This is a genomic window from Mesorhizobium sp. 43Arga (genome assembly GCF_053714255.1).
The window spans coordinates 61,745-79,418 of record NZ_JBSKBO010000011.1 but is presented as its reverse complement, the minus strand read 5'-3'; the positions used below and the strand labels follow the sequence as shown (position 1 = coordinate 79,418).

Annotated in this window: 19 protein-coding genes and 1 tRNA gene; 12 read left to right on the top strand and 8 right to left on the bottom strand. The window is 64.0% G+C overall.

All coding sequences use genetic code 11. The features are described from left to right. The first annotated feature begins 107 nt into the window (after positions 1-107). The 5 genes from ACWGS8_RS29635 to ACWGS8_RS29615 are packed head-to-tail and all read left to right on the top strand — an operon-like array spanning position 108 to position 3,548. On the top strand, positions 108-617 hold the full coding sequence (locus ACWGS8_RS29635; protein ID WP_454584255.1) for a phage tail protein: 510 nt from the start codon (positions 108-110) through the stop codon (positions 615-617). Between the two features lie 12 nt (positions 618-629). Next, positions 630-1,139 (top strand): phage tail protein, encoded by a 510-nt coding sequence (locus tag ACWGS8_RS29630; RefSeq protein ID WP_454584254.1) that lies wholly within the window; start codon positions 630-632, stop codon positions 1,137-1,139. Positions 1,140-1,148: 9 nt separating this feature from the next. After that, positions 1,149-1,667 carry a phage tail protein gene (locus ACWGS8_RS29625; RefSeq protein ID WP_454584253.1) on the top strand — a complete coding sequence of 173 codons (519 nt, stop codon included), beginning with the start codon at positions 1,149-1,151 and terminating at the stop codon, positions 1,665-1,667. A gap of 30 nt (positions 1,668-1,697) precedes the next feature. After that, complete coding sequence (locus ACWGS8_RS29620) at positions 1,698-2,999, top strand: hypothetical protein (RefSeq protein WP_454584252.1); 1,302 nt, start codon at positions 1,698-1,700, stop codon at positions 2,997-2,999. 12 nt (positions 3,000-3,011) lie between these two features. Then, positions 3,012-3,548: a GNAT family N-acetyltransferase gene (locus ACWGS8_RS29615; protein WP_454584251.1), complete on the top strand. Its 537-nt coding sequence runs from the start codon at positions 3,012-3,014 to the stop codon at positions 3,546-3,548. Between the two features lie 257 nt (positions 3,549-3,805). Here the strand turns inward: ACWGS8_RS29615 and ACWGS8_RS29610 are convergent, their stop codons facing one another. After that, complete coding sequence (locus ACWGS8_RS29610; RefSeq protein WP_454584250.1) at positions 3,806-4,075, bottom strand: DUF6916 family protein; 270 nt, start codon at positions 4,073-4,075, stop codon at positions 3,806-3,808. Positions 4,076-4,358: 283 nt separating this feature from the next. Between ACWGS8_RS29610 and ACWGS8_RS29605 the strand changes: the two genes are divergently transcribed. Continuing rightward, positions 4,359-5,147, top strand: a complete 789-nt coding sequence (locus tag ACWGS8_RS29605) for a SapC family protein (protein WP_454584249.1) — start codon at positions 4,359-4,361, stop codon at positions 5,145-5,147. A 40-nt stretch (positions 5,148-5,187) separates the two neighbouring features. Then, entirely contained in the window at positions 5,188-5,367 is a 180-nt protein-coding gene (locus ACWGS8_RS29600) for a hypothetical protein (protein ID WP_454584248.1), read from the top strand. A gap of 83 nt (positions 5,368-5,450) precedes the next feature. On the opposite strand, the gene ACWGS8_RS29595 is transcribed toward ACWGS8_RS29600, so the two are convergent. Next, entirely contained in the window at positions 5,451-6,260 is an 810-nt protein-coding gene (locus ACWGS8_RS29595; RefSeq protein ID WP_454584247.1) for an NYN domain-containing protein, read from the bottom strand. Between the two features lie 363 nt (positions 6,261-6,623). Then, positions 6,624-6,698: transfer RNA gene (locus ACWGS8_RS29590), tRNA-Gly, on the bottom strand. A gap of 211 nt (positions 6,699-6,909) precedes the next feature. Here ACWGS8_RS29590 and ACWGS8_RS29585 point away from each other — a divergent pair. The 4 genes from ACWGS8_RS29585 (at position 6,910) to ACWGS8_RS29570 (ending at position 9,702) form a co-directional block, all read left to right on the top strand. Beyond that, positions 6,910-7,407 (top strand): prolyl-tRNA synthetase associated domain-containing protein, encoded by a 498-nt coding sequence (locus tag ACWGS8_RS29585; RefSeq protein ID WP_454584246.1) that lies wholly within the window; start codon positions 6,910-6,912, stop codon positions 7,405-7,407. An 81-nt stretch (positions 7,408-7,488) separates the two neighbouring features. Then, the gene (gene trxA, locus ACWGS8_RS29580; RefSeq protein ID WP_454584245.1) at positions 7,489-8,499 is read left to right on the top strand and encodes a thioredoxin; all 1,011 of its coding nucleotides are present in this window, start codon (positions 7,489-7,491) and stop codon (positions 8,497-8,499) included. A gap of 121 nt (positions 8,500-8,620) precedes the next feature. Then, the gene (locus ACWGS8_RS29575) at positions 8,621-9,292 is read left to right on the top strand and encodes an LON peptidase substrate-binding domain-containing protein (protein WP_454584244.1); all 672 of its coding nucleotides are present in this window, start codon (positions 8,621-8,623) and stop codon (positions 9,290-9,292) included. 167 nt (positions 9,293-9,459) lie between these two features. Next, complete coding sequence (locus tag ACWGS8_RS29570; protein ID WP_454584243.1) at positions 9,460-9,702, top strand: Trm112 family protein; 243 nt, start codon at positions 9,460-9,462, stop codon at positions 9,700-9,702. A gap of 50 nt (positions 9,703-9,752) precedes the next feature. On the opposite strand, the gene ACWGS8_RS29565 is transcribed toward ACWGS8_RS29570, so the two are convergent. From ACWGS8_RS29565 to ACWGS8_RS29555, 3 genes are read right to left on the bottom strand one after another with little or no spacing between them, the layout of a single operon-like run. Next, the gene (locus ACWGS8_RS29565) at positions 9,753-13,106 is read right to left on the bottom strand and encodes an error-prone DNA polymerase (protein WP_454584242.1); all 3,354 of its coding nucleotides are present in this window, start codon (positions 13,104-13,106) and stop codon (positions 9,753-9,755) included. Further along, positions 13,103-14,578 carry a DUF6504 family protein gene (locus ACWGS8_RS29560; protein ID WP_454584241.1) on the bottom strand — a complete coding sequence of 492 codons (1,476 nt, stop codon included), beginning with the start codon at positions 14,576-14,578 and terminating at the stop codon, positions 13,103-13,105. The genes ACWGS8_RS29565 and ACWGS8_RS29560 overlap by 4 nt, the downstream gene beginning before the upstream one ends. Beyond that, on the bottom strand, positions 14,520-15,545 hold the full coding sequence (locus ACWGS8_RS29555) for an ImuA family protein (protein ID WP_454584240.1): 1,026 nt from the start codon (positions 15,543-15,545) through the stop codon (positions 14,520-14,522). The genes ACWGS8_RS29560 and ACWGS8_RS29555 overlap by 59 nt, the downstream gene beginning before the upstream one ends. Positions 15,546-15,727: 182 nt before the next feature. Between ACWGS8_RS29555 and ACWGS8_RS29550 the strand changes: the two genes are divergently transcribed. After that, on the top strand, positions 15,728-16,150 hold the full coding sequence (locus ACWGS8_RS29550) for a metallopeptidase family protein (protein ID WP_454584239.1): 423 nt from the start codon (positions 15,728-15,730) through the stop codon (positions 16,148-16,150). A 188-nt stretch (positions 16,151-16,338) separates the two neighbouring features. On the opposite strand, the gene ACWGS8_RS29545 is transcribed toward ACWGS8_RS29550, so the two are convergent. Both ACWGS8_RS29545 and ACWGS8_RS29540 read right to left on the bottom strand, forming a co-directional pair. Further along, the gene (locus ACWGS8_RS29545; protein WP_454584238.1) at positions 16,339-16,545 is read right to left on the bottom strand and encodes a DUF1737 domain-containing protein; all 207 of its coding nucleotides are present in this window, start codon (positions 16,543-16,545) and stop codon (positions 16,339-16,341) included. 49 nt (positions 16,546-16,594) lie between these two features. Then, complete coding sequence (locus tag ACWGS8_RS29540; protein ID WP_454584237.1) at positions 16,595-17,488, bottom strand: HpcH/HpaI aldolase/citrate lyase family protein; 894 nt, start codon at positions 17,486-17,488, stop codon at positions 16,595-16,597. Between the last annotated feature and the right edge of the window lie 186 nt (positions 17,489-17,674).

Sequence of the window (17,674 nt, the reverse complement as noted above, 5' to 3'; positions counted from 1 at the left end):
AAAGGAGGCAACAGTAAATCCAAAGAAATTTCGACCCCAGCCGACAAATGTAGATTGTGTTTCGTAGAACATGACGTAAGGTGAGGCGCAGGCGACAGAGGTGGTGTATGGCGGAACCCTTTCTCTCCGAGATCAGAATAATGTCCTTCGGATTCCCTCCCAAAGGGTGGGCTTTTTGCGACGGACAATTGTTGCCGATCAACCAAAATCAGGCATTGTTTTCCTTGCTTGGAACGACGTATGGTGGCGACGGGCGAGTCACCTTTGGACTTCCCGATCTTCGCGGTCGCGTGCCGAACCATACCGGGGGTAGCGGCCATGTCCTCGGCGAGCGTGGCGGCGAACAGGCGCATACGCTTTCAATCGCCGAGATGCCCACCCATCTCCATACCTTGAATGGATCGACAACCCAGTCGACGACTATTTCGCCGGATACGAACACGGTTCTTTCGGGGTCGACCCCACAAAACATCTATGCAGGTGCCGCCCACCTTGCCGCAATGGCACCGAACGCCATCGCAAATGTCGGCGGAAGCCAGGCGCATCTCAATATGCAGCCATTCCTGGTGCTCAACTTCTGTATTGCCTTGCAGGGCATCTTCCCCTCGCAGAATTGACGGAGACGCGTCGTGGCACAGCCTTACGTTGGCGAGATCCGAATGTTTGCCGGCAACTTCGCGCCCGCCGGCTGGATGTTCTGTGAAGGACAGCTCCTGCCGATTTCAGAAAATGAGACGCTGTTCCAACTGCTCGGCACCACCTATGGCGGCGATGGCCAGAGTACCTTTGCATTGCCTGACCTGCGCGGCCGCGTGCCGATCCATCAAGGCAGTGGCTTCGTCCTGGCCGAAACCGGCGGAGTGGAAGAAGTCACGCTTACGATTACGCAAATTCCTTCGCATTCGCATCCTTTGCTGGCATCGAACGACTTCGCCGGCACAACAAGCCCTCAAAACAATGTACCGGCGGCGGCAAGTGTCGTGAACATCGACGCTTATGGTACCGACCAGCCAACCACGCCCGTCAGTTTTCAGTCGATATCCGCGACCGGCGGCAGCCAGCCGCACACTAATTTCCAGCCGTATCTGTGCGTGGACTTCATCATCTCGCTCTTCGGCATATTTCCGTCACAGACCTGAGAGGACGCCATGGCCGATCCGTTCGTCGCAGAAATCCGGATTTTCCCGTTCAATTTTGCGCCCCAGGGTTGGGCGTTCTGCGATGGGCAAATCCTGCCGCTTTCACAGAACACCGCCCTGTTTTCGCTGCTTGGCACCACCTATGGCGGCGATGGCAAGTCGAACTTCGCATTGCCGGACATGCAGGGCAATGTGCCGATGCATCCCGGCCAAGGTCCCGGCCTGTCGCTCCACGACCTGGGTGAGACTGGCGGGTCGGAAACCGTGTCATTGCTGGAAAGTGAAATTCCAATGCACTCACATGGGCTCGTGGCGTCGGCATCGGACGGGATCAATACCAAGCCGGCGGGTCAGTTATTTGCCCAAGGCGCTGGTGTGTCGATATGGGGGACGAACCAGCCAAACACGCAATTCAGTCCTTCAGCGGTGGCTCCCGCCGGCGGCGACCAGCCGCACAACAACATGATGCCGTATCTTACCTTGAGTTTCTGCATCGCGCTGCAAGGCGTCTTCCCGCCGAGAACCTGAATTCCGAGCCAACAGGGCAGGACCGAGACCATGGCCAAGAAAGCAGAACCAAAGTCAGAAGCGTCGGCCCCGAAGGCAAAGAAGGTGGCCGCGGCGCCGGGGACGGCTTCCGCGGTGCTGTCCGGCCCCTCGGGCCCGGCGGCGGGCAAGCCGTTCTTCGAACTGTCGCGGCTGATGGTGGTGGGCATCGATTCCGCCGCCGGGCGCCTGATCCAGAAGGCTCAGGACGCGCCGAACGGACCCTGGCCCTCCGCCTGGTCGCCCATCGCGCCCGGCGCTTGGGTGATCATGACGGCGGGTCTCACCAAGGACGGCCGCGTCGCCGTCGTCGCGCAGCCTTCGGGCACCACCAACCTGTCCTTCATCACCGAGGACGCCAACCAGGTCGGCCCGGTCGAGAAATGGAACCCGCCGGTCAGCATAGGCACGCCGCCCGGCGCCACCAGCTACCAGAAATTGTCGATGGCGCGCGATGCCGATGGCCGCATCGAAATCTTCCTGACCGACAATTGGGGCAAAATCTGGTGGATCTACCAGAATCCGGACCAGATCGTGCAGGTGCAGAAAACCATCACCCCGCCCGGCACCACGACGCCGATCGTCGTCACCGTCGATGTGCTCGCGCCGCCCGCCAAGCCGTGGAGCGACTGGCAGCTGCTGACCGGTCAGCTGGTGACGGTCACCGCCATACGCCAGGGCGACGGCCGCATCGCACTGTTCGGCATCAATTCGGGCCTGCACCTCTATCGTTGCCAGCAGACGAAGCCGCAGGCGCTGAAGGTGGCCGACTGGACGCAATGGGTGCAGATCGACACCGGGCAAACCGCCGGCTTCACCGAGATGGCGCCGGTGGTCGGGCCGCTGGGCGCCACCAATCTGTTTGCCTTGAACAAGGGCGGGCAGGTGTTGCACACGCGCCAGCAACCCGCCGGATCGGACAGCTGGACGCAATGGGCGACACCCGGTTACTCACGGGCAGGCCAAAACGCCTTGGCCGCCGGCATCCAGGGCGACGGCGACATCGTGCTGGTCGCCACCGACCAGCAGCATGTCCTCCAGTTCAACGCGCAGTGGGATGCCTATACCCAGAACTGGTCGGGATGGCGCGATTTCGGCTTTGCCCTCAACTCGGCGCGCCTGTCGCTCAACTACAATGCCGACGGCCGGCTCGCTTTGTTCATGCTGATGGTCATGCCGGACGGCACAAGCGGGCTCTGGACGATCAACCAGATGGCCATCGACAGCTCCGAATGGGAATATGACTGGACGGCGCTGACCACCAGCAACCTCAAGCAGATCGTCGTGGTGCGCGACCTGACGCCGCCGGTCTGACGCGCCGGCAGCGTGACAGGTACCAGCCTGGAACATTCTCATCCGGCCTGGCTCCGGTCGCGGCAGGCCGGGCTCGTTTTCCGTGCGTCAACCGAGGCGGATTTGCCGTTCCTGTCGCTTCTCTACGCCTCGACGCGCCTGGAGGAACTCGCTGTGACGTCGTGGAGCGAGGCGCAGAAGGCGGCCTTCCTCGACATGCAGTTCCAGGCGCAGCACGCCCACTATCGCAAACACTATCCCGAGGCCGACTGGCTGGTGGTGCGGCGGGCCGGCCAGGACGTCGGCCGCCTCTATATCGAGCGCTGGCCAAGCCAGCACCGTATCATCGACATTGCCTTCCTGCCGGAGCATCGCCGCAAGGGATACGGCTCGGCGCTGCTGCGCGACCTCATCGGCGAGGCATGGTTAGCCGGCAAATCAGCCTCGATCTATGTCGAGAAGAACAATCCGGCGCGGCGCCTCTATGTCGAACTCGGCTTCAAGGTGGTCGAGGACAAGGGTGTCTACGATCTGATGGCCTGTGCGCCGCCCGGGGGTGGCACTCCATGATCGCCATTGGCGCTGGCCCTCACCTGCCTGCCGGCATCCTCTTCCCGTAAACGGGGCGAGGGACGCCTGTCATCGCCGCTTTCGCCAATCGCCAGCGCCGCAAGAAAGGCGCCGCCATCGCCGCCTGCCCCTCTCGCCCCGTTTACGGGGAGAGATGTCCGGCAGGACAGTGAGGGGTAGCGCCGACGGCAAAGATTGTCACATTCGGCCCAGTCACAATGCGGCAGGCCTCAATGCATGTCGCCCAAGACCGCGCGCTAATTGAACACCGCCTCATAAAGCCGTCCGGTCGCGTCGGGCGCGACCGGCACGATGAAGATGTCGTGCACCCCGTTCTTGCCGGTGAAGCGATAGGTCGCCTGCGGCAGCGGCGTTTCGCGTGGGCCGCGGAACATCAGCGAAAAGCCGCCGCCCGGGCGCGGGCTGGCGGCGATCGGATTGACCGCGCTCAGTTCCAGCAAGACCTGCCGGCCGCTGGCTTCAACGGTGAACTCTTGCCCCTGTTCGAAATCCGCTACCGACGCCATGCCATCCGCCTCAATCCACCTACTTTGCGGGCGCAATCTCGCCGCTTCGCGGCAGGCTGTCCATAGGCCGGGGCAGCCCCGCGCGCCGGCGAGACAATTCGCCGGGGTAAAGCGCAAAATACCGCAACGGTCGTGCTTTTATGCGCACCGGAGACACTGTAGTACTTTGTTCCTGTGCCGGAGTCTTGGCCCAACCAAGATCAGCGCAACAAGAGCAGATACCAGTCTTGGGGTCTGATGCGGAAAGCCGGCCTGATCGGCCGGCGGGAGAAAGGGACGGACCATGGCTGATATCGGGACAAAGACGCAAACGGCGCCGGCGGACGCGGCCATGCCGCTGTTCTATTCCAGGCCCGAAGCGCTCAACCCGGCGCGGCACGGTTCACTGGGCCTGACCGCGCGCGGCGATTTTGCCTTCGCCCGCGCCGCGCACGCCATTCCGGTGGTGGCGACGGAAATGCCGGCGGCGATGCGCTCCTATCCGATCGTCTTCATCGGCCCGGCCAAATCCCCTGTCATCATCACCGGCGTGCGCCAGGGCGAAAACCTGTTCGTCGACGCCGACGGGCAGTGGACCGCGCCGCACTATATCCCCGCCTATGTCCGCCGCTATCCCTTCATCCTTGCCGAGGACCCGACCACGGCAGGCCGGCTGACGCTGTGCGTCGACAGGGCCAGCGGGCGGGTGATCGACCAGCTCATGGCGCCGTTTCGCGAAGACAAGATCGCGCCGTTCTTCAGCGGCAACGAGCCGACCGAGGCAACCAGGCAGGCGCTCGCCTTCTGCGACCAGTTCCAGACCGACTTCAGAGCCACGCGCGAGATGATCGACAGGATCGACGCGCATGGCCTGTTTTCGCCGCGCCAGAGCAAGGTGACGCTGGAAGGCGGCGAAGTGCTCAACCTCACCGATTTCCAGGTGATCGACGAGCCGGCCTTCAACAAATTGAGCGACGAGGCCTTCCTCGACCTGAGAAAGTCAGGCGCGCTCGGCCTGCTCTACTGCCACCTCGCCTCGACCAACAGCTGGACATCGCTGGTGCACCAGGCATCGCTGCGCAAGGCGGGGTGAGGGCGCCTGAAAAAAGCGCCATGGTGACCTGCGAAAAGGAATGACCAACCTGACATTCGATACCATCACCCGCGTCGAGGAAATCGTCACGGACGTGCTGGTGATGGACCTCGTGTACAGCCTGGACACTCAATCGCTTGCGGAAGTTTGCGATGAACGAGAATGTCCGTCGGTTCACCGTTTCATCGAACCGGTGAAACGCTCTAACTCTTTGTTTTGACGCGATTCCAGACGGAAAAACCGCTCACACTTTTCCTGGAATTGCTCTAATGGCAGCGCTTTGATCGCCGTCCTGAAGCCGGGTTAGTTCGTCTTCAGTCGTACCGTGACAACCTTTGTCTGGTCGCCCGTGCGCTCCACTTCGAGTATACCGGAAGCATCGGCCAGATCGCTCAATCGCTTATAGCCGTAGTTTCTGGCGTCGAAATCTGGAGACTGCTTTGCCAGATGAGTGCCCACGAGCCCGAGGTTGGCGCGGCCGTCCTCATCCGCCGATGCCTCCACTGCCTTTTGGAGCATGGTCAGCGCGGCTTCGTCCAGCCGACCACTGGCCGCCGCTCCACCCTGTGCTGGACGGGCTTTCTCCGCCTCGATTTTGACGGGTACGGCGGCAGCCTTGGCGGGCTCCCCAACGGCCTTCTCGCGCGTTATCTGGGTTGTCTGCGGCGGCTCTGCTACCGCGTCGCCGAGCACATCGACATATATGAACTTGTCGCAGGCCGTTATGAACGGACGTAGCGTCTTACGTTCACCGAACCCGTAAACGGTTATGCCCTGTTCGCGGATGCGGGAAGCGAGCCGCGCGAAATCGCTGTCGCTCGAAACGATGCAGAAACCGGAGAACCGCCCTGTGTAGAGCAGGTCCATCGCGTCAATGATCATCGCGCCGTCGGTCGCGTTCTTGCCTTTCGAGTAGGCAAACTGCTGTACGGGCTGAATGGAATGCTCAAGCAAACATTCCTTCCAGCCGTTGAGGTCCGGCTTCGTCCAGTCACCGTAGATTCGCCTGACGCTTGCTGTGCCGTAATTGGCGATCTCCGCGAGAAGCCCTGAGATGATCTTCGGTGATGCGTTGTCACCGTCTATCAAAAGCGCCAGTGTATCGCTCGTCATTCGACTTTCCCCCTGCCTGTCATACACGATAACCCGAATTTCAGGTTTACGACATTCGAAGAGCCTGTTTCGAAACCCACTCGTCCGAGTCATCGGAAGCGGTTTCGAAAACCAGAGCGGAGCGTATGTGAGGGTACAGAACGCCGGAAGTGCGGAAAGCGCCTGCAGAAGACTGAACAAGTGGAGTTTCCAGATAGGCTCTGAGCGTTTTGACGATTCCTCGACACCTCGGCGATGCGCTCTGCTCGCATAGAAATAGAATACGTCGTGCTGCGGTTATCGGTCGCGATTTCCGTCGGCCCAAAACGCGAAAAAGCCGCGGCGGGCCGCGGCTTTTCGATGCTTGATTTCCCCTAGGGAAATTGGAGCGGGTGAAGCGATTCGAACGCTCGACCCCAACCTTGGCAAGGTTGTGCTCTACCCCTGAGCTACACCCGCTCACACGGCGTCTTGGCCGCAAGCCGGGCCTATATGGCTGAAGAGCGCGGCGATTGCAACAGGGAAATCGCAGGCTTTTTTCAACACGCCAAACGATGCCGGCAAACCGCCGGTGCCGCGTGGTTTTTGCGGCGCCGTTGGGCGATGGTCTTGTGTCGGCCACCGCATTGGCCGTAAACGGCAAGGCGGAAAACGACGAAGAAGAAGACCGATGCCGAAGACCGAAGCCGAACTTTTTGCCTTTCTTGCCGAACTTGGCGTCGCCGTTTCGACGAAACGCCATCCGCCGCTCTATACGGTCGCCGATTCGCAGGCGCTGCGCGGCGAAATCGCCGGCGGGCACACGAAAAACCTGTTCCTGAAGGACAAGAAGGACAATTTCTTCCTGGTCACCGTCGGCGAGGAGGCGGTCGTCGATCTCAAGCAGATCCACCAGCTGATCGGCGCCGCCAGCCGTGTTTCCTTCGGCAAGCCGGAGATGCTGATGGAGCTTCTGGGCGTATCGCCGGGCGCCGTCACCGTCTTCGGCGTCATCAACGACACCGCGAACCGGGTCAAGCTGGTGCTCGACGAGGATTTGATGGCGCATGCCGTCATCAACGCGCATCCGCTGACCAATGAGGCGACGACATCGATCGCCTCGGCCGACCTCATCAGATTCGTCGAGGCAACCGGGCACGATGCTGCTATCTTGAAAGTCTCGGCATGATCGCCACATGCATGGCGAAACCGACTTCCAATGACATGGCGCCGACCCGCGGGCCGGCGGCGCGACCGAAAGGGTGACGAGATGAGCGACAACAAGCCGTTTGGCGGGTCATACGGCAGCAGTGGCGGCCAGTATGCGACCACCGTTCAGTATGGCGCAGCGCCCCCCGCGCCGGCGAAGGTCTCGCTTGGCGATGCGCCGGCCGCGCCTTCTGCCACTGGCGATGTCATCAAGGACACCACGACCGCCGCCTTTGCCGCAGACGTCATCCAGGAATCGCGCCGCCAGCCGGTGCTTGTCGATTTCTGGGCGCCGTGGTGCGGCCCCTGCAAGCAGCTGACGCCGCAGCTGGAAAAGGCGGTTCGGGCCGCCGGCGGCAAGGTCAAGCTGGTCAAGATGAACATCGACGATCACCCCTCGATCGCCGGCCAGCTCGGCATCCAGTCCATTCCGGCGGTCATCGCCTTCAAGGACGGCCAGCCGGTCGACGGCTTCATGGGTGCGATCCCGGAGAGCCAGATCAACGAGTTCATCACGAAGGTCGGCGGTAAGGGCGATGGCGCCCCGGCCGTGGCCGAGGCGCTCGCCGCGGCCACCGAAGCGCGCGAGGCCGGCGACATGCAGACCGCCGCCGACATTTTTGACGCCATACTGGCGCAGGCGCCGGAGACGATCGAGGCAATCGCCGGACTGGGCGAGCTGCTGTTCGAGGCCGGCGACACGGAAGGCGCCGAGGCGTTGCTGGCAACGGCACCCGAGGCCAAGAAGGACGCGCCTGTTCTCGCCGCGCTGCGCGCCAAGATGGCGCTGGCGGCGCAGGCGGCGGAACTGGGCAATCCGGCCGAGTTCGAGCGCCGTCTCGCCGAAAACCCCAAGGACCATCAAGCGCGTTTCGACCTGGCCATGATCCAGAACGCCAAGGGCGAGCGCACGGCGGCAGCCGACAATCTGCTGGCCATCATCAAGGCCGATCGCGGCTGGAACGAGGATGGCGCCAGGACGCAATTGCTGCAATTCTTCGAAGCCTGGGGCATGACCGACGAGGCGACGCTGGCGGCGCGGCGCAAATTGTCGGCGCTGCTGTTTTCCTGAGCCGGCGGCTGTTTCGTCGCACGGGCTTGTGGTCGGCGGCGGCCGCGCCAGATTAGGAAGCTGACATCGGCCAAGCCGACAATCCCGGCGGCGGGCGAGAGAAGTCGATCGGAGGAATGTGGTGCAAGCGGGAAACGCGCATTACCGGCTGGCCAAGGATCTGCCGTCGACGATCCCGCTCTTTCCGCTCGAGGGCGCGCTTTTGCTGCCGGGCGGCCGCATGCCGCTCAACATCTTCGAGCCGCGCTATCTGCAGATGGTGGACGAAGCGGTTGCCGGCTCGCGGCTGATCGGCGTCATCCAGCCCCGTCTCGACGGCGCGCTGCGCGAGGATGGCGAGCCGGAACTGTGCAATGTCGGCTGCGCCGGCCGCATCATCGCCTTCTCCGAAACCGGCGACGGCCGTTACCTGATTTCGCTGCAGGGCGTGTTCCGCTTCCGCATTGCCCATGAACTGACGGTCAAGACGCCGTTTCGCCAAGCAAAGCCGGCGCCCTTCCTTGCCGATCTCGATGACGACCCGGCGGCGAACGAGATCGACCGGCCGGCCCTGCTCAAGGCGTTTCGCGCCTATCTGCAGGCCAATGATCTCGAGGCCGATTGGGAAAGCGTCAGCCGCGCCGAAAATGCCATGCTGGTCAACGCGCTGTCGATGATGGCGCCCTACGGGCCGGCAGAGAAACAGGCGCTGCTGGAGGCCGCCGACCTGAAGACGCGGGCCGAAACGCTGATCGCCATCACCGAAATGGCGCTGGCGCGCGAGAATGAGGACTTTGGCTCGAGCCTACAGTAAGATGTGCTGATATTCAGGTGATGCCGGCCTGCAAACGGCGGCTTCCTGCGCTTCCGGTGCTCACGTACGAAAAGTACGCTCCGCTCCGGTTCTCGGGAGCCACCATTTTCGACTCGGCCTGACCTGAATCTCAACACATCTTCGATAGTTGGTCAGGAGGCAAGATAGTGGCGGCGGATGGGCGTGACGGAAAGAAGATCGATGTCGATCCCAAGCTGCTGGAACTCCTGGCCTGCCCGCTGACCAAGGGGCCGCTGGCCTGGGATCCGGAGCGCGGTGAACTGATCTCGCGCGTCGCCAAGCTCGCCTATCCGGTGCGCGACGGCATCCCGATCATGCTGCCTTCCGAGGCGCGGACGCTGTCGGCCGAGGATGTGTTGGCCCCGCCGAGGCTGAGTGGGCCTTCGTAATTGGCGAAGCCATCCCCCGCTTCAGATGACGAAGGCGCATGTGGCCTCCCCTACTGAAAATTGCGCCCCTTGGGCATGACGCTTTCGGCCTCTTCCGACAGCACTGCAATATCCTGCCCGATCGGCGCGTTGCGTATCGCGGGTCGGCTGTCGCGATCCGGAGCCTCTGCTTTCGCGGTTGAAGGGGAGACGCCCGGCGCTCCGGCTCCGCTGACCTTTTCCAGCAGCACGGTCAGCCAGGGCGTCAGATCCTCGATCTTTTCGGCGACGATATGGATGACCCCGGATTCCGACTGCAATTTCCCGGTCACCTTGACGAAGCGCGCGCCCATGACGATGGGGCGGAAGCGGGTAAAGGTCCGCTCCCAGAAGATGACGTTGGCGACCGCCTTGTCGTCCTCCAGCGTCAGGAAGATCGCGTTGCCCTTGCCGGGGCGCTGGCGCACCAGCACGAGGCCGGCAACCGAAACCCGCCTGCCGTCGCGCTGGGATGGCAGGTTGGCATTGGGGGTGACGCCGGCGCGGTCGAGCCGCTCGCGCAGGAAGGCGACGGGATGCGCCTTCAGCGACAGGCCGAGCGAGCGGTAGTCGTGGATGACATGCTCGCCGAGCGGCATTTTCGGCAGCTTCGTCTCCGGCTCCAGTTCGCGCAGGCGCAGCGCCGGCTGGTCGAACAGCGGCAGTTTTTCGGCCGCACTCCTGGCGCCCAGCGCACGCACTTCCCACAGCGCGGCACGGCGGTCGAGGCCGATCGAGCGGAAGGCATCGGCCTGTGCCAGCCGCTCGATCTCGTCGACATCGAGGCCGGAGCGCAGCCAGACGTCACGGACGGTTTCGTAACCTGAGCCGCGCCGCGCGACGAATTGCTCCATGCGTTCCTTGGAAAGACCCTTGATCTGCCGGAAGCCGAGCCGCACCGCATGGTTCGTCTCGATGACACCACGCATATCGGCATGGCGCGGCAGGATACGGGCCGGATCGAACGGCGCTTTTTCAAGGGTGCAGTCCCAGACGGAATAATTGACGTCGACCTCGCGGATGTCGACGCCATGGTCGCGCGCGTCGCGCACCAGCTGCGCCGGCTGGTAGAACCCCATCGGCTGCGAGTTCAGGATCGCGGCGCAGAACACGTCGGGATAGAAGGTCTTGAACCAGCACGAGGCATAGACGAGCAAGGCGAAGGAGGCGGCGTGGCTTTCGGGAAAGCCATATTCGCCAAAACCCTCGATCTGCTTGAAGCAGCGCTCGGCGAAGTCCTTGGTGTAGCCCTTGCCGACCATGCCGTCGATCATGCGCTGGCGGTAATTGCCGATGGTGCCGGTGCGCTTGAAGGTGGCCATGGCGCGGCGCAGCTCGTCGGCCTCGCCCGGCCTGAAGCCGCCGGCGACGATGGCGATCTTCATCGCCTGTTCCTGGAACAGCGGCACGCCGAGCGTCTTGCTGAGAATCGCCTCGAGTTCCGGCTTCTGATATTCGGGTTTTTCCTTGCCTTGCCGACGGCGCAGATAGGGGTGCACCATATCGCCCTGGATCGGGCCCGGCCGCACGATCGCCACCTCGATGACAAGGTCATAGAAATCCTTTGGCTTGAGCCTTGGCAGCATCGACATCTGGGCGCGCGATTCGATCTGGAAGACGCCGAGCGTGTCGGCGCGGCCGATCATGTCGTAGACGCGCCTGTCTTCCGGCGGCAAGGTGGCGAGCACATAGGGTTGGCCATAGGGATCCCGCGCTTCGGGATAGTGGTCGGTAAGCAGGGTGAAGGCGCGCTGCAGGCAGGTCAGCATGCCGAGCGCCAGCACATCCACTTTCAGGATCTTCACCGCGTCGAGATCGTCCTTGTCCCATTCGACCATCTTGCGCTCGTCCATCGCCGTCTTGACGATGGGGACGATCTCGTCGAGCCGGTCCCTGGTGATGACGAAGCCACCGACATGCTGGGAGAGGTGACGGGGAAAGCCCATGATCTCATTGGCGCGTTCCATCACATGGCGCGATGTCGGGTCGCTCCGGTCGAGACCGCCGGCCCTGGCTTCCTTCTCGCCGAGCTCGGAGGTCGACCAGCCCCAGATCGAACCGGACAGCGACGCCCGGACATCCTCCGACAGGCCCATCGCCTTCGACACTTCGCGCAGCGCCGAGCGGCCGCGATAGCTGATGACGGCGGCGGCGAGCGCGGTGCGCTTGGAACTGTATTTCTCGTAGATGTACTGGATGACGGTCTCGCGCTTCTCATGCTCGAAGTCGACATCGATGTCGGGCGGCTCGTTCCTCTCCTCGGAAATGAAGCGCTCGAACAGCGTGTCGATCCGGTCCGGCCCGACTTCGGTGATGCCTATGCAGAAGCAGACGATCGAATTGGCGGCCGAGCCACGCCCCTGGCAGAGGATGTCCTGGCTGCGGGCGTATTTGACGATGTCGTAAACCGTCAGGAAATAGCGGGCGTAGTTGAGGCGCTCGATCAGGGCGAGCTCTTCCTCGATGCGCTTGATCACCGAGTGAGGCACGCCTGAAGGATAGCGCCTGGCCGCCCCCTCCCGCGCCAGCCTTTCCAGCTCTGCCTGCGGCCCGAGGCCGGATTCCGTCGGCTCGTCGGGGTAATTGTACTGGAGATCGCTGAGCGAGAAGGTCAGCTCTTGCGCAAACCGCAAGGTCTCGGCCAGCGCCCGCGGATACCTGCGGAACAGGCGGGCCATCTCCAGCGGCGGCTTCAAATGGCGTTCGGCGTTGGCGCTGAGTTCCAGCCCGACCTCGGCGACCGGCGTGTTGAGGCGGATCGCGGTCAGCACGTCCTGCAGCGGGCGGCGTTCGGCGGTGTGGTAAAGGACATCGTTGGTCGCCATCAGCGGGATGCCGGTGCTCTCGGCAAACGCCGCTGCCTGCTCGATGCGGAAACGGTCATTGCCCGCATAACAGGGCGAGACGCCGAGCCGCAGGGCCTTGCCGAAGCGGTCCTGGAGTTCGAGGAGCAAGGCAAGACTGTCCTGCGCTCCCGCCGCCAGATCCGGCAGGACCGCCAGCGACATCAGATCTCCCCATTCGAGCAGATCGCCACGCTGGAGAAGGGTGGCGCCCTTTTCGGTCTCGTCGCGCAGATTGGCTTGCGTCAGCATGCGGCACAGATGCCCCCAGCCGGCGCGGTTCCTGGGATAGGCGAGAATGTCCGGCGTGCCGTCGCCAAAAACCAGCCGGCAACCGGGGTGATAGGCAAGCTTTTCGACCTTGGCCTGCTGCCAGGCGCGCACCACGCCGGCCACCGTGTTGCGGTCGGCAACACCGATCGCCGAAAAACCCATGAGCTTGGCCGCGACCACCAGCTCCTCCGGCTTGGAGGCGCCGCGCAGGAAGGAGAAATTCGACTGGATGCCGAACTCGGCATAGGGAATGACGGTCAGCGCGTTCATGCGAAGACCCCGTGCATGAACCAGCGCGGCGCGACTTGCGAGCCGCCGTAAAGCCCTTGACGGTAGAGCCAGTAGCGGCGGCCTTCGGCATCCTCGATGCGGAAATAGTCGCGTGTCGAGGCCGCCGCGTCGCCTGGCGCCTCGCGCCACCATTCGGCGGCGATGCGTTCGGGACCCTCGGCGCGGGTGACGCGGTAGAGCGCGCGCCGCCAGCGGAAATGCAGCGGCGGCCCCTCCGGCATTTCGGTGGCCGGCACCTCGATGGGTTCGGGCGCGCGGAACAGCCGGATCGGCCGTTCCGGCGGGAAGATGGTTTTGGGCGCCTGCACCCTGTCCGGTTTCTTCGGCGGCGTGGTCCGGCGCGGCGCCTCGGTGAAGGGGACGATGGCGACGGCGCGCTCCGGCAGATGGCTTTCCACCACGACCGGCTGCAGCACGGCGCCCTCGCCGAGCCGGACGCGGATGCGGTCGGCGAACAGCGCGATGTCGGCGCCGTCGTCGGTCGCCTCGCCGGTCAGATCGGCCTGCGCCATGTCGAAGGCGGCGGCGGCCAGCACGGAAAGCCGCACCAGATCGAAACCGTAGCCGGCATCGATGTCCTGCTCGAGGGCGGCCAGCCTTTCATGGAACAGCTTCTGGATCAGTCGGGGGTCGCGCATCGGCCGCGAGGTGCCGAGCGCGATGCGGCTGACGGCGCCGTCGACACGGAAAAGCAGCAGCGCCAGCGTCCGGGCGCCCTCGCCACGGCGCTCGAGATCGGTTTTCAACGTCGTCGCCAGCAGGCCGACCAGCCGTTCGATGTCCTCGGTGAGGGTGATGGGTTCGGCGAGATGCCGCTCGACCGAAAGCGGCGCCACGGGAAGCCGCGGCGATACCGCCTCGTCGAGACGGCCAAGCGCCTGGTCGAGGCGCAGCAGCAAGGTGGCGCCGAAGCGGCGGGCAAGCGGCGCGCGGGGTGCGGCCATGACGGCGCCCGCCGTGCGCAGGCCGACACTTTCCAGGCTGGCGCGGGTTTCCGGCGCGATGCGCAGCGCGGCGAGCGGCAGAGGCGCCAGCAGCGCTTCCTCCTCGCCGCCATCGACGATGCGGTTGCCGCAAAAGCGGGCCGCCGCCCAGGCCGCGCCCGGCGTCGGGGCAAGGCCGGCGCGGACATCGAACCCTTGATGCAGGAAGCGCCACAGGATGTCGTCCAGCATGGCGCGTTCGCCGCCGAACAGATGGGTGCAGCCGGTGACGTCGAGAAACAGGCCGTCCGCCCCGTCCATCGCCACCAGCGGGGTGTAGCGGTCGCACCAGTCGGCAAGGCCTTCGAGCAAGCGCCGGTCTGCCTCCGGATCGGCCTCGACGATGTCGATCGACGGATGCATGGCACGCGCGTCGGCAATACCCATGTCGCGCTTCAGGTGCAGCGCCTCAGCCCGCTCGTCGAGGGCCGAGATGCGCTGCGCGTTGCCCTGGCGGTGGCTGATCACCAGTGGCGGATGAGATGGCGTCGGATGATCCGAGGGCCGGGAACGCCAGGACCGCCCCAGACGCTGCCGTAGGATCCTTTCGGCCGCCAGATAGGGAAACCACAGGGACAGGATTCTTTGCCCGGTCTTCTTCGCCCCTTCTTTCGTCGAATACGCGTTCATCGGGGTTCCACTCCAGTGTGAATTGTCCAGGCAGGGCCGTGCGGCTCTTGCCGATGCTGATGGTGAAGGCCGGGCGGCCGATCGATCCGGCGAGCGGCCCGGCGACGGTTTCGCGCGGCGCGGCCGGCGCCGGCGAGACGATGAGGCGCACGGGCGCCGCCGTCGGTTCGGGCTCGGCCGCCTGCCGCAGCAGGAATACAGGGCGGCCGGCACTTTGCGCCCTCGCATGCAGCCGCCGCGTCGCGGTCAGGTCGAGCCGTTGCGGGTTGCCACGGATTTCCAGGATGACGGCGGCGAGCGTCGTCATCCGCGCCGCCTCCTCGGCGACCCACAGCGCGTCGACGAGTTTCGGCGCCTCGGAAAACAGCAATTGTTCCGGTTCGATGCCGAAGGAGGCCTGCAGCCCCCTGGCATAGGGAAAGCCCGCCTCGCGGAAGATTTCCGTGGTGCCGATCCACAACACCGGCAGCCCTTGCGCCTGCTTGAGGATCAGGCTGGCGAGCGACAAGGCAAAGCCGACGACGGCTCCGGCATCGCGGGTTTCCAAGCCATGGATTTCGCTGAGCGCTGCTTTCGGCAGCCCACCGCTCAGGGCGGCATCGAGGGGTTCGATGCCGATCGGCAGGAAGGCATCCGGCAAGGCCGCGGCAAGACCGCGCCGCACGATCGTGAGATCGGCGCCGGCGTCGGCATCAAGCGGCGCGCCAGCCGGCGCCTGCAGGCGTTCGGGCAGCGTTCCCTCGATCTTCGCGATCTGGCGGCGCAGGGCAAAAACAGTCTCCCGCGCCACGGCGGTCATCGCCATGACGGTCAGTGTCCACTCACAATTGTTCCTGTTATGTTCCCTAGGATTCCAGAGCCGATCCGAAGAGTCAAGCAGAGTCACAAGGAATTTATTCCTCAAGACCCTGCACGGCATGGGCGTATCGGCCGTGCCGTTTGCCTCGCCCGGTGCGAAAGCCTATATGCCGGGTCAAAGGACAAAGCATGGCCCGCATCTACAAGACCCGCACCTGGCACGGCGAACTCGCGCCCTCGATGGAGGAGATGGAATTCCTGGCGCTGGAGGCCTACGCCCATCTGCCGGAGGATTTTCGCAAGCTGACCGGCGAGATCGTCATCCAGATCGCCGAGTTCCCGACCGACGAGATCATGGACGACCTGTCGCTGGAGACGCCGTTCGACCTGCTCGGCCTGTTCGAGGGCCGCGGCATCGCCGAGCGCTGGAACCCGCAGACCGGCGAAGGCCCGAACCGCATCACGCTCTACCGCCGCGCCATGCTCGACTACTGGGCCGAAAACGAGGAGACGCTGGGCGACATCGTCACCCATGTGCTGATCCACGAGATCGGCCACCATTTCGGCCTGTCGGATGAGGATATGGAGAAGATCGAGGAAGCGGCGGAATAGGCTGCGCCGATATTCAGGTGATGCCGGCCTGCAAATGGCGGTCCCCTGCGCTTCCCAGTTCTACTGCGTCGCAGTAGAACTGAGCTCACGTACCCAAAAGTACGCTCCGCTCCGGTTCTCGGGCACCACCATTTTCGACTCGGCCTGACCTGAACCTCGGCGCAGCCTGCGTCGGCGCTTTGCAAAATCTACCAGTCGCTGAGCTTGGTGTCCGGTCCGTATTCCTGACCGTCGACATCCTTCACCACCGCCTGGCCGCAGCGCATGGTCTTGGCATTCTTGTCGTAGGCGTAGGTCGGCGAGCCGAACAGATGCCAGCCCTTGTTCAGCGCCGCCGTCACCTTGTGGCAGAAGCTGGCGTCGTCCGGGCCGGTCAGAAAGCGGTAGAGTTTCATGTCTCAAGTCCTGTCGTAAGTGCCATAGCCCGCGAGCATGGGGCTGATATCATGCGCCGATGGCGGCCGCCTTCGCCAGCAGTTTTTCAGCCTGCGCCAGATGCAGCCGCTCGACCATCTTGCCGTTGAGCGCGATCACGCCTTTGCCAGCATTCCCGGCACGTGAAAAGGCGTCCTTTATCAGGCGCGCCTCGGCAACCGCCTCCGGCGAGGGCGCGAAGGCGCGGTTCGCCGCATCGATCTGAGCCGGATGGATCAGCGTCTTGCCGTCGAAACCCATGGCCGCCGCCTCCGCGCACTCGCGGCCAAAGGCGTCGAGGTCGCGAAAATCGTTGGCTACGCCGTCGAGCATGGCGAGGCCGCCGGCGCGCGCGGCCAGCACCATCTGCATCAGCCACGGCATGAGGTAGCGCCGGTCCGGCGTCGCCAGCACACCGGTGTCCTTGGCGAGATCATTCGTTCCGGCAACGAAACAATTGAGCCGAGAGGCCGGATCGCGGCCAAGTTCGGCAATGGCGCCGATGTTGAGCAACGCCTTGGGCGTCTCGATCATCGCCCAGAGTTTCACGCTGTCGGGGGCAAAATTGTCGTCGAGCATGTCGCCGACTTCGAGGATGTCGCGCGGCGCTGCGACCTTGGACAACAGAATGCCGTCGGGTTCGACTTTTGCCACGGCCAGGAGGTCGTCGGCGCCCCATTCGCTGGCCAGCGCATTGACGCGCACCACCAGCTCGCAGCGGTGGCCGAGATGGTTGGCAGCCGGGCGGCTGGCGAAGATCGCCGGCAGCTTTTCGCGGGCGGCGATCTTGTCGGCCGGCGCGACGGCGTCCTCGAGGTCGATGATGACTGCATCGCAGGACAGAAGCCCGATCTTGGCCAACGCCTTGTCGTTGGAGGCCGGGATATAAAGCACCGAGCGGCGCGGGCGGTAGGGTTCGGTCATATTCGATCTATGCCGCCTGGGGCCGGTCGAGGCAAGTCGTCCAAGCCCGCATGAAAACCGGCTCGCACGGAAACTTGCCCTGCACGAAAACTGCACAGGCCTGCGGAAAAGCTCCTCGGATCCGCCCTGCCACCTCCCTGCCGGCCTGCGAGACAGGCGGCATGCACAAGCGAGCAAAACCCCGTT

Bases quoted from the DNA above. Each gene is read 5' to 3' on its own strand.
- ACWGS8_RS29620 (WP_454584252.1), top strand. From the start codon at position 1,698: ATGGCCAAGAAAGCAGAACCAAAGTCAGAAGCGTCGGCCCCGAAGGCA.
- ACWGS8_RS29585 (WP_454584246.1), top strand. From the start codon at position 6,910: ATGCCGAAGACCGAAGCCGAACTTTTTGCCTTTCTTGCCGAACTTGGC.
- ACWGS8_RS29610 (WP_454584250.1), bottom strand. From the start codon at position 4,075: ATGGCGTCGGTAGCGGATTTCGAACAGGGGCAAGAGTTCACCGTTGAA.
- ACWGS8_RS29540 (WP_454584237.1), bottom strand. From the start codon at position 17,488: ATGACCGAACCCTACCGCCCGCGCCGCTCGGTGCTTTATATCCCGGCC.
- ACWGS8_RS29635 (WP_454584255.1), top strand. From the start codon at position 108: ATGGCGGAACCCTTTCTCTCCGAGATCAGAATAATGTCCTTCGGATTC.
- ACWGS8_RS29550 (WP_454584239.1), top strand. From the start codon at position 15,728: ATGGCCCGCATCTACAAGACCCGCACCTGGCACGGCGAACTCGCGCCC.
- ACWGS8_RS29545 (WP_454584238.1), bottom strand. From the start codon at position 16,545: ATGAAACTCTACCGCTTTCTGACCGGCCCGGACGACGCCAGCTTCTGC.
- ACWGS8_RS29565 (WP_454584242.1), bottom strand. From the start codon at position 13,106: ATGAACGCGCTGACCGTCATTCCCTATGCCGAGTTCGGCATCCAGTCG.
- ACWGS8_RS29595 (WP_454584247.1), bottom strand. From the start codon at position 6,260: ATGACGAGCGATACACTGGCGCTTTTGATAGACGGTGACAACGCATCA.
- ACWGS8_RS29555 (WP_454584240.1), bottom strand. From the start codon at position 15,545: ATGGCGATGACCGCCGTGGCGCGGGAGACTGTTTTTGCCCTGCGCCGC.
- ACWGS8_RS29605 (WP_454584249.1), top strand. From the start codon at position 4,359: ATGGCTGATATCGGGACAAAGACGCAAACGGCGCCGGCGGACGCGGCC.
- ACWGS8_RS29625 (WP_454584253.1), top strand. From the start codon at position 1,149: ATGGCCGATCCGTTCGTCGCAGAAATCCGGATTTTCCCGTTCAATTTT.
- trxA (WP_454584245.1), top strand. From the start codon at position 7,489: ATGAGCGACAACAAGCCGTTTGGCGGGTCATACGGCAGCAGTGGCGGC.
- ACWGS8_RS29600 (WP_454584248.1), top strand. From the start codon at position 5,188: ATGACCAACCTGACATTCGATACCATCACCCGCGTCGAGGAAATCGTC.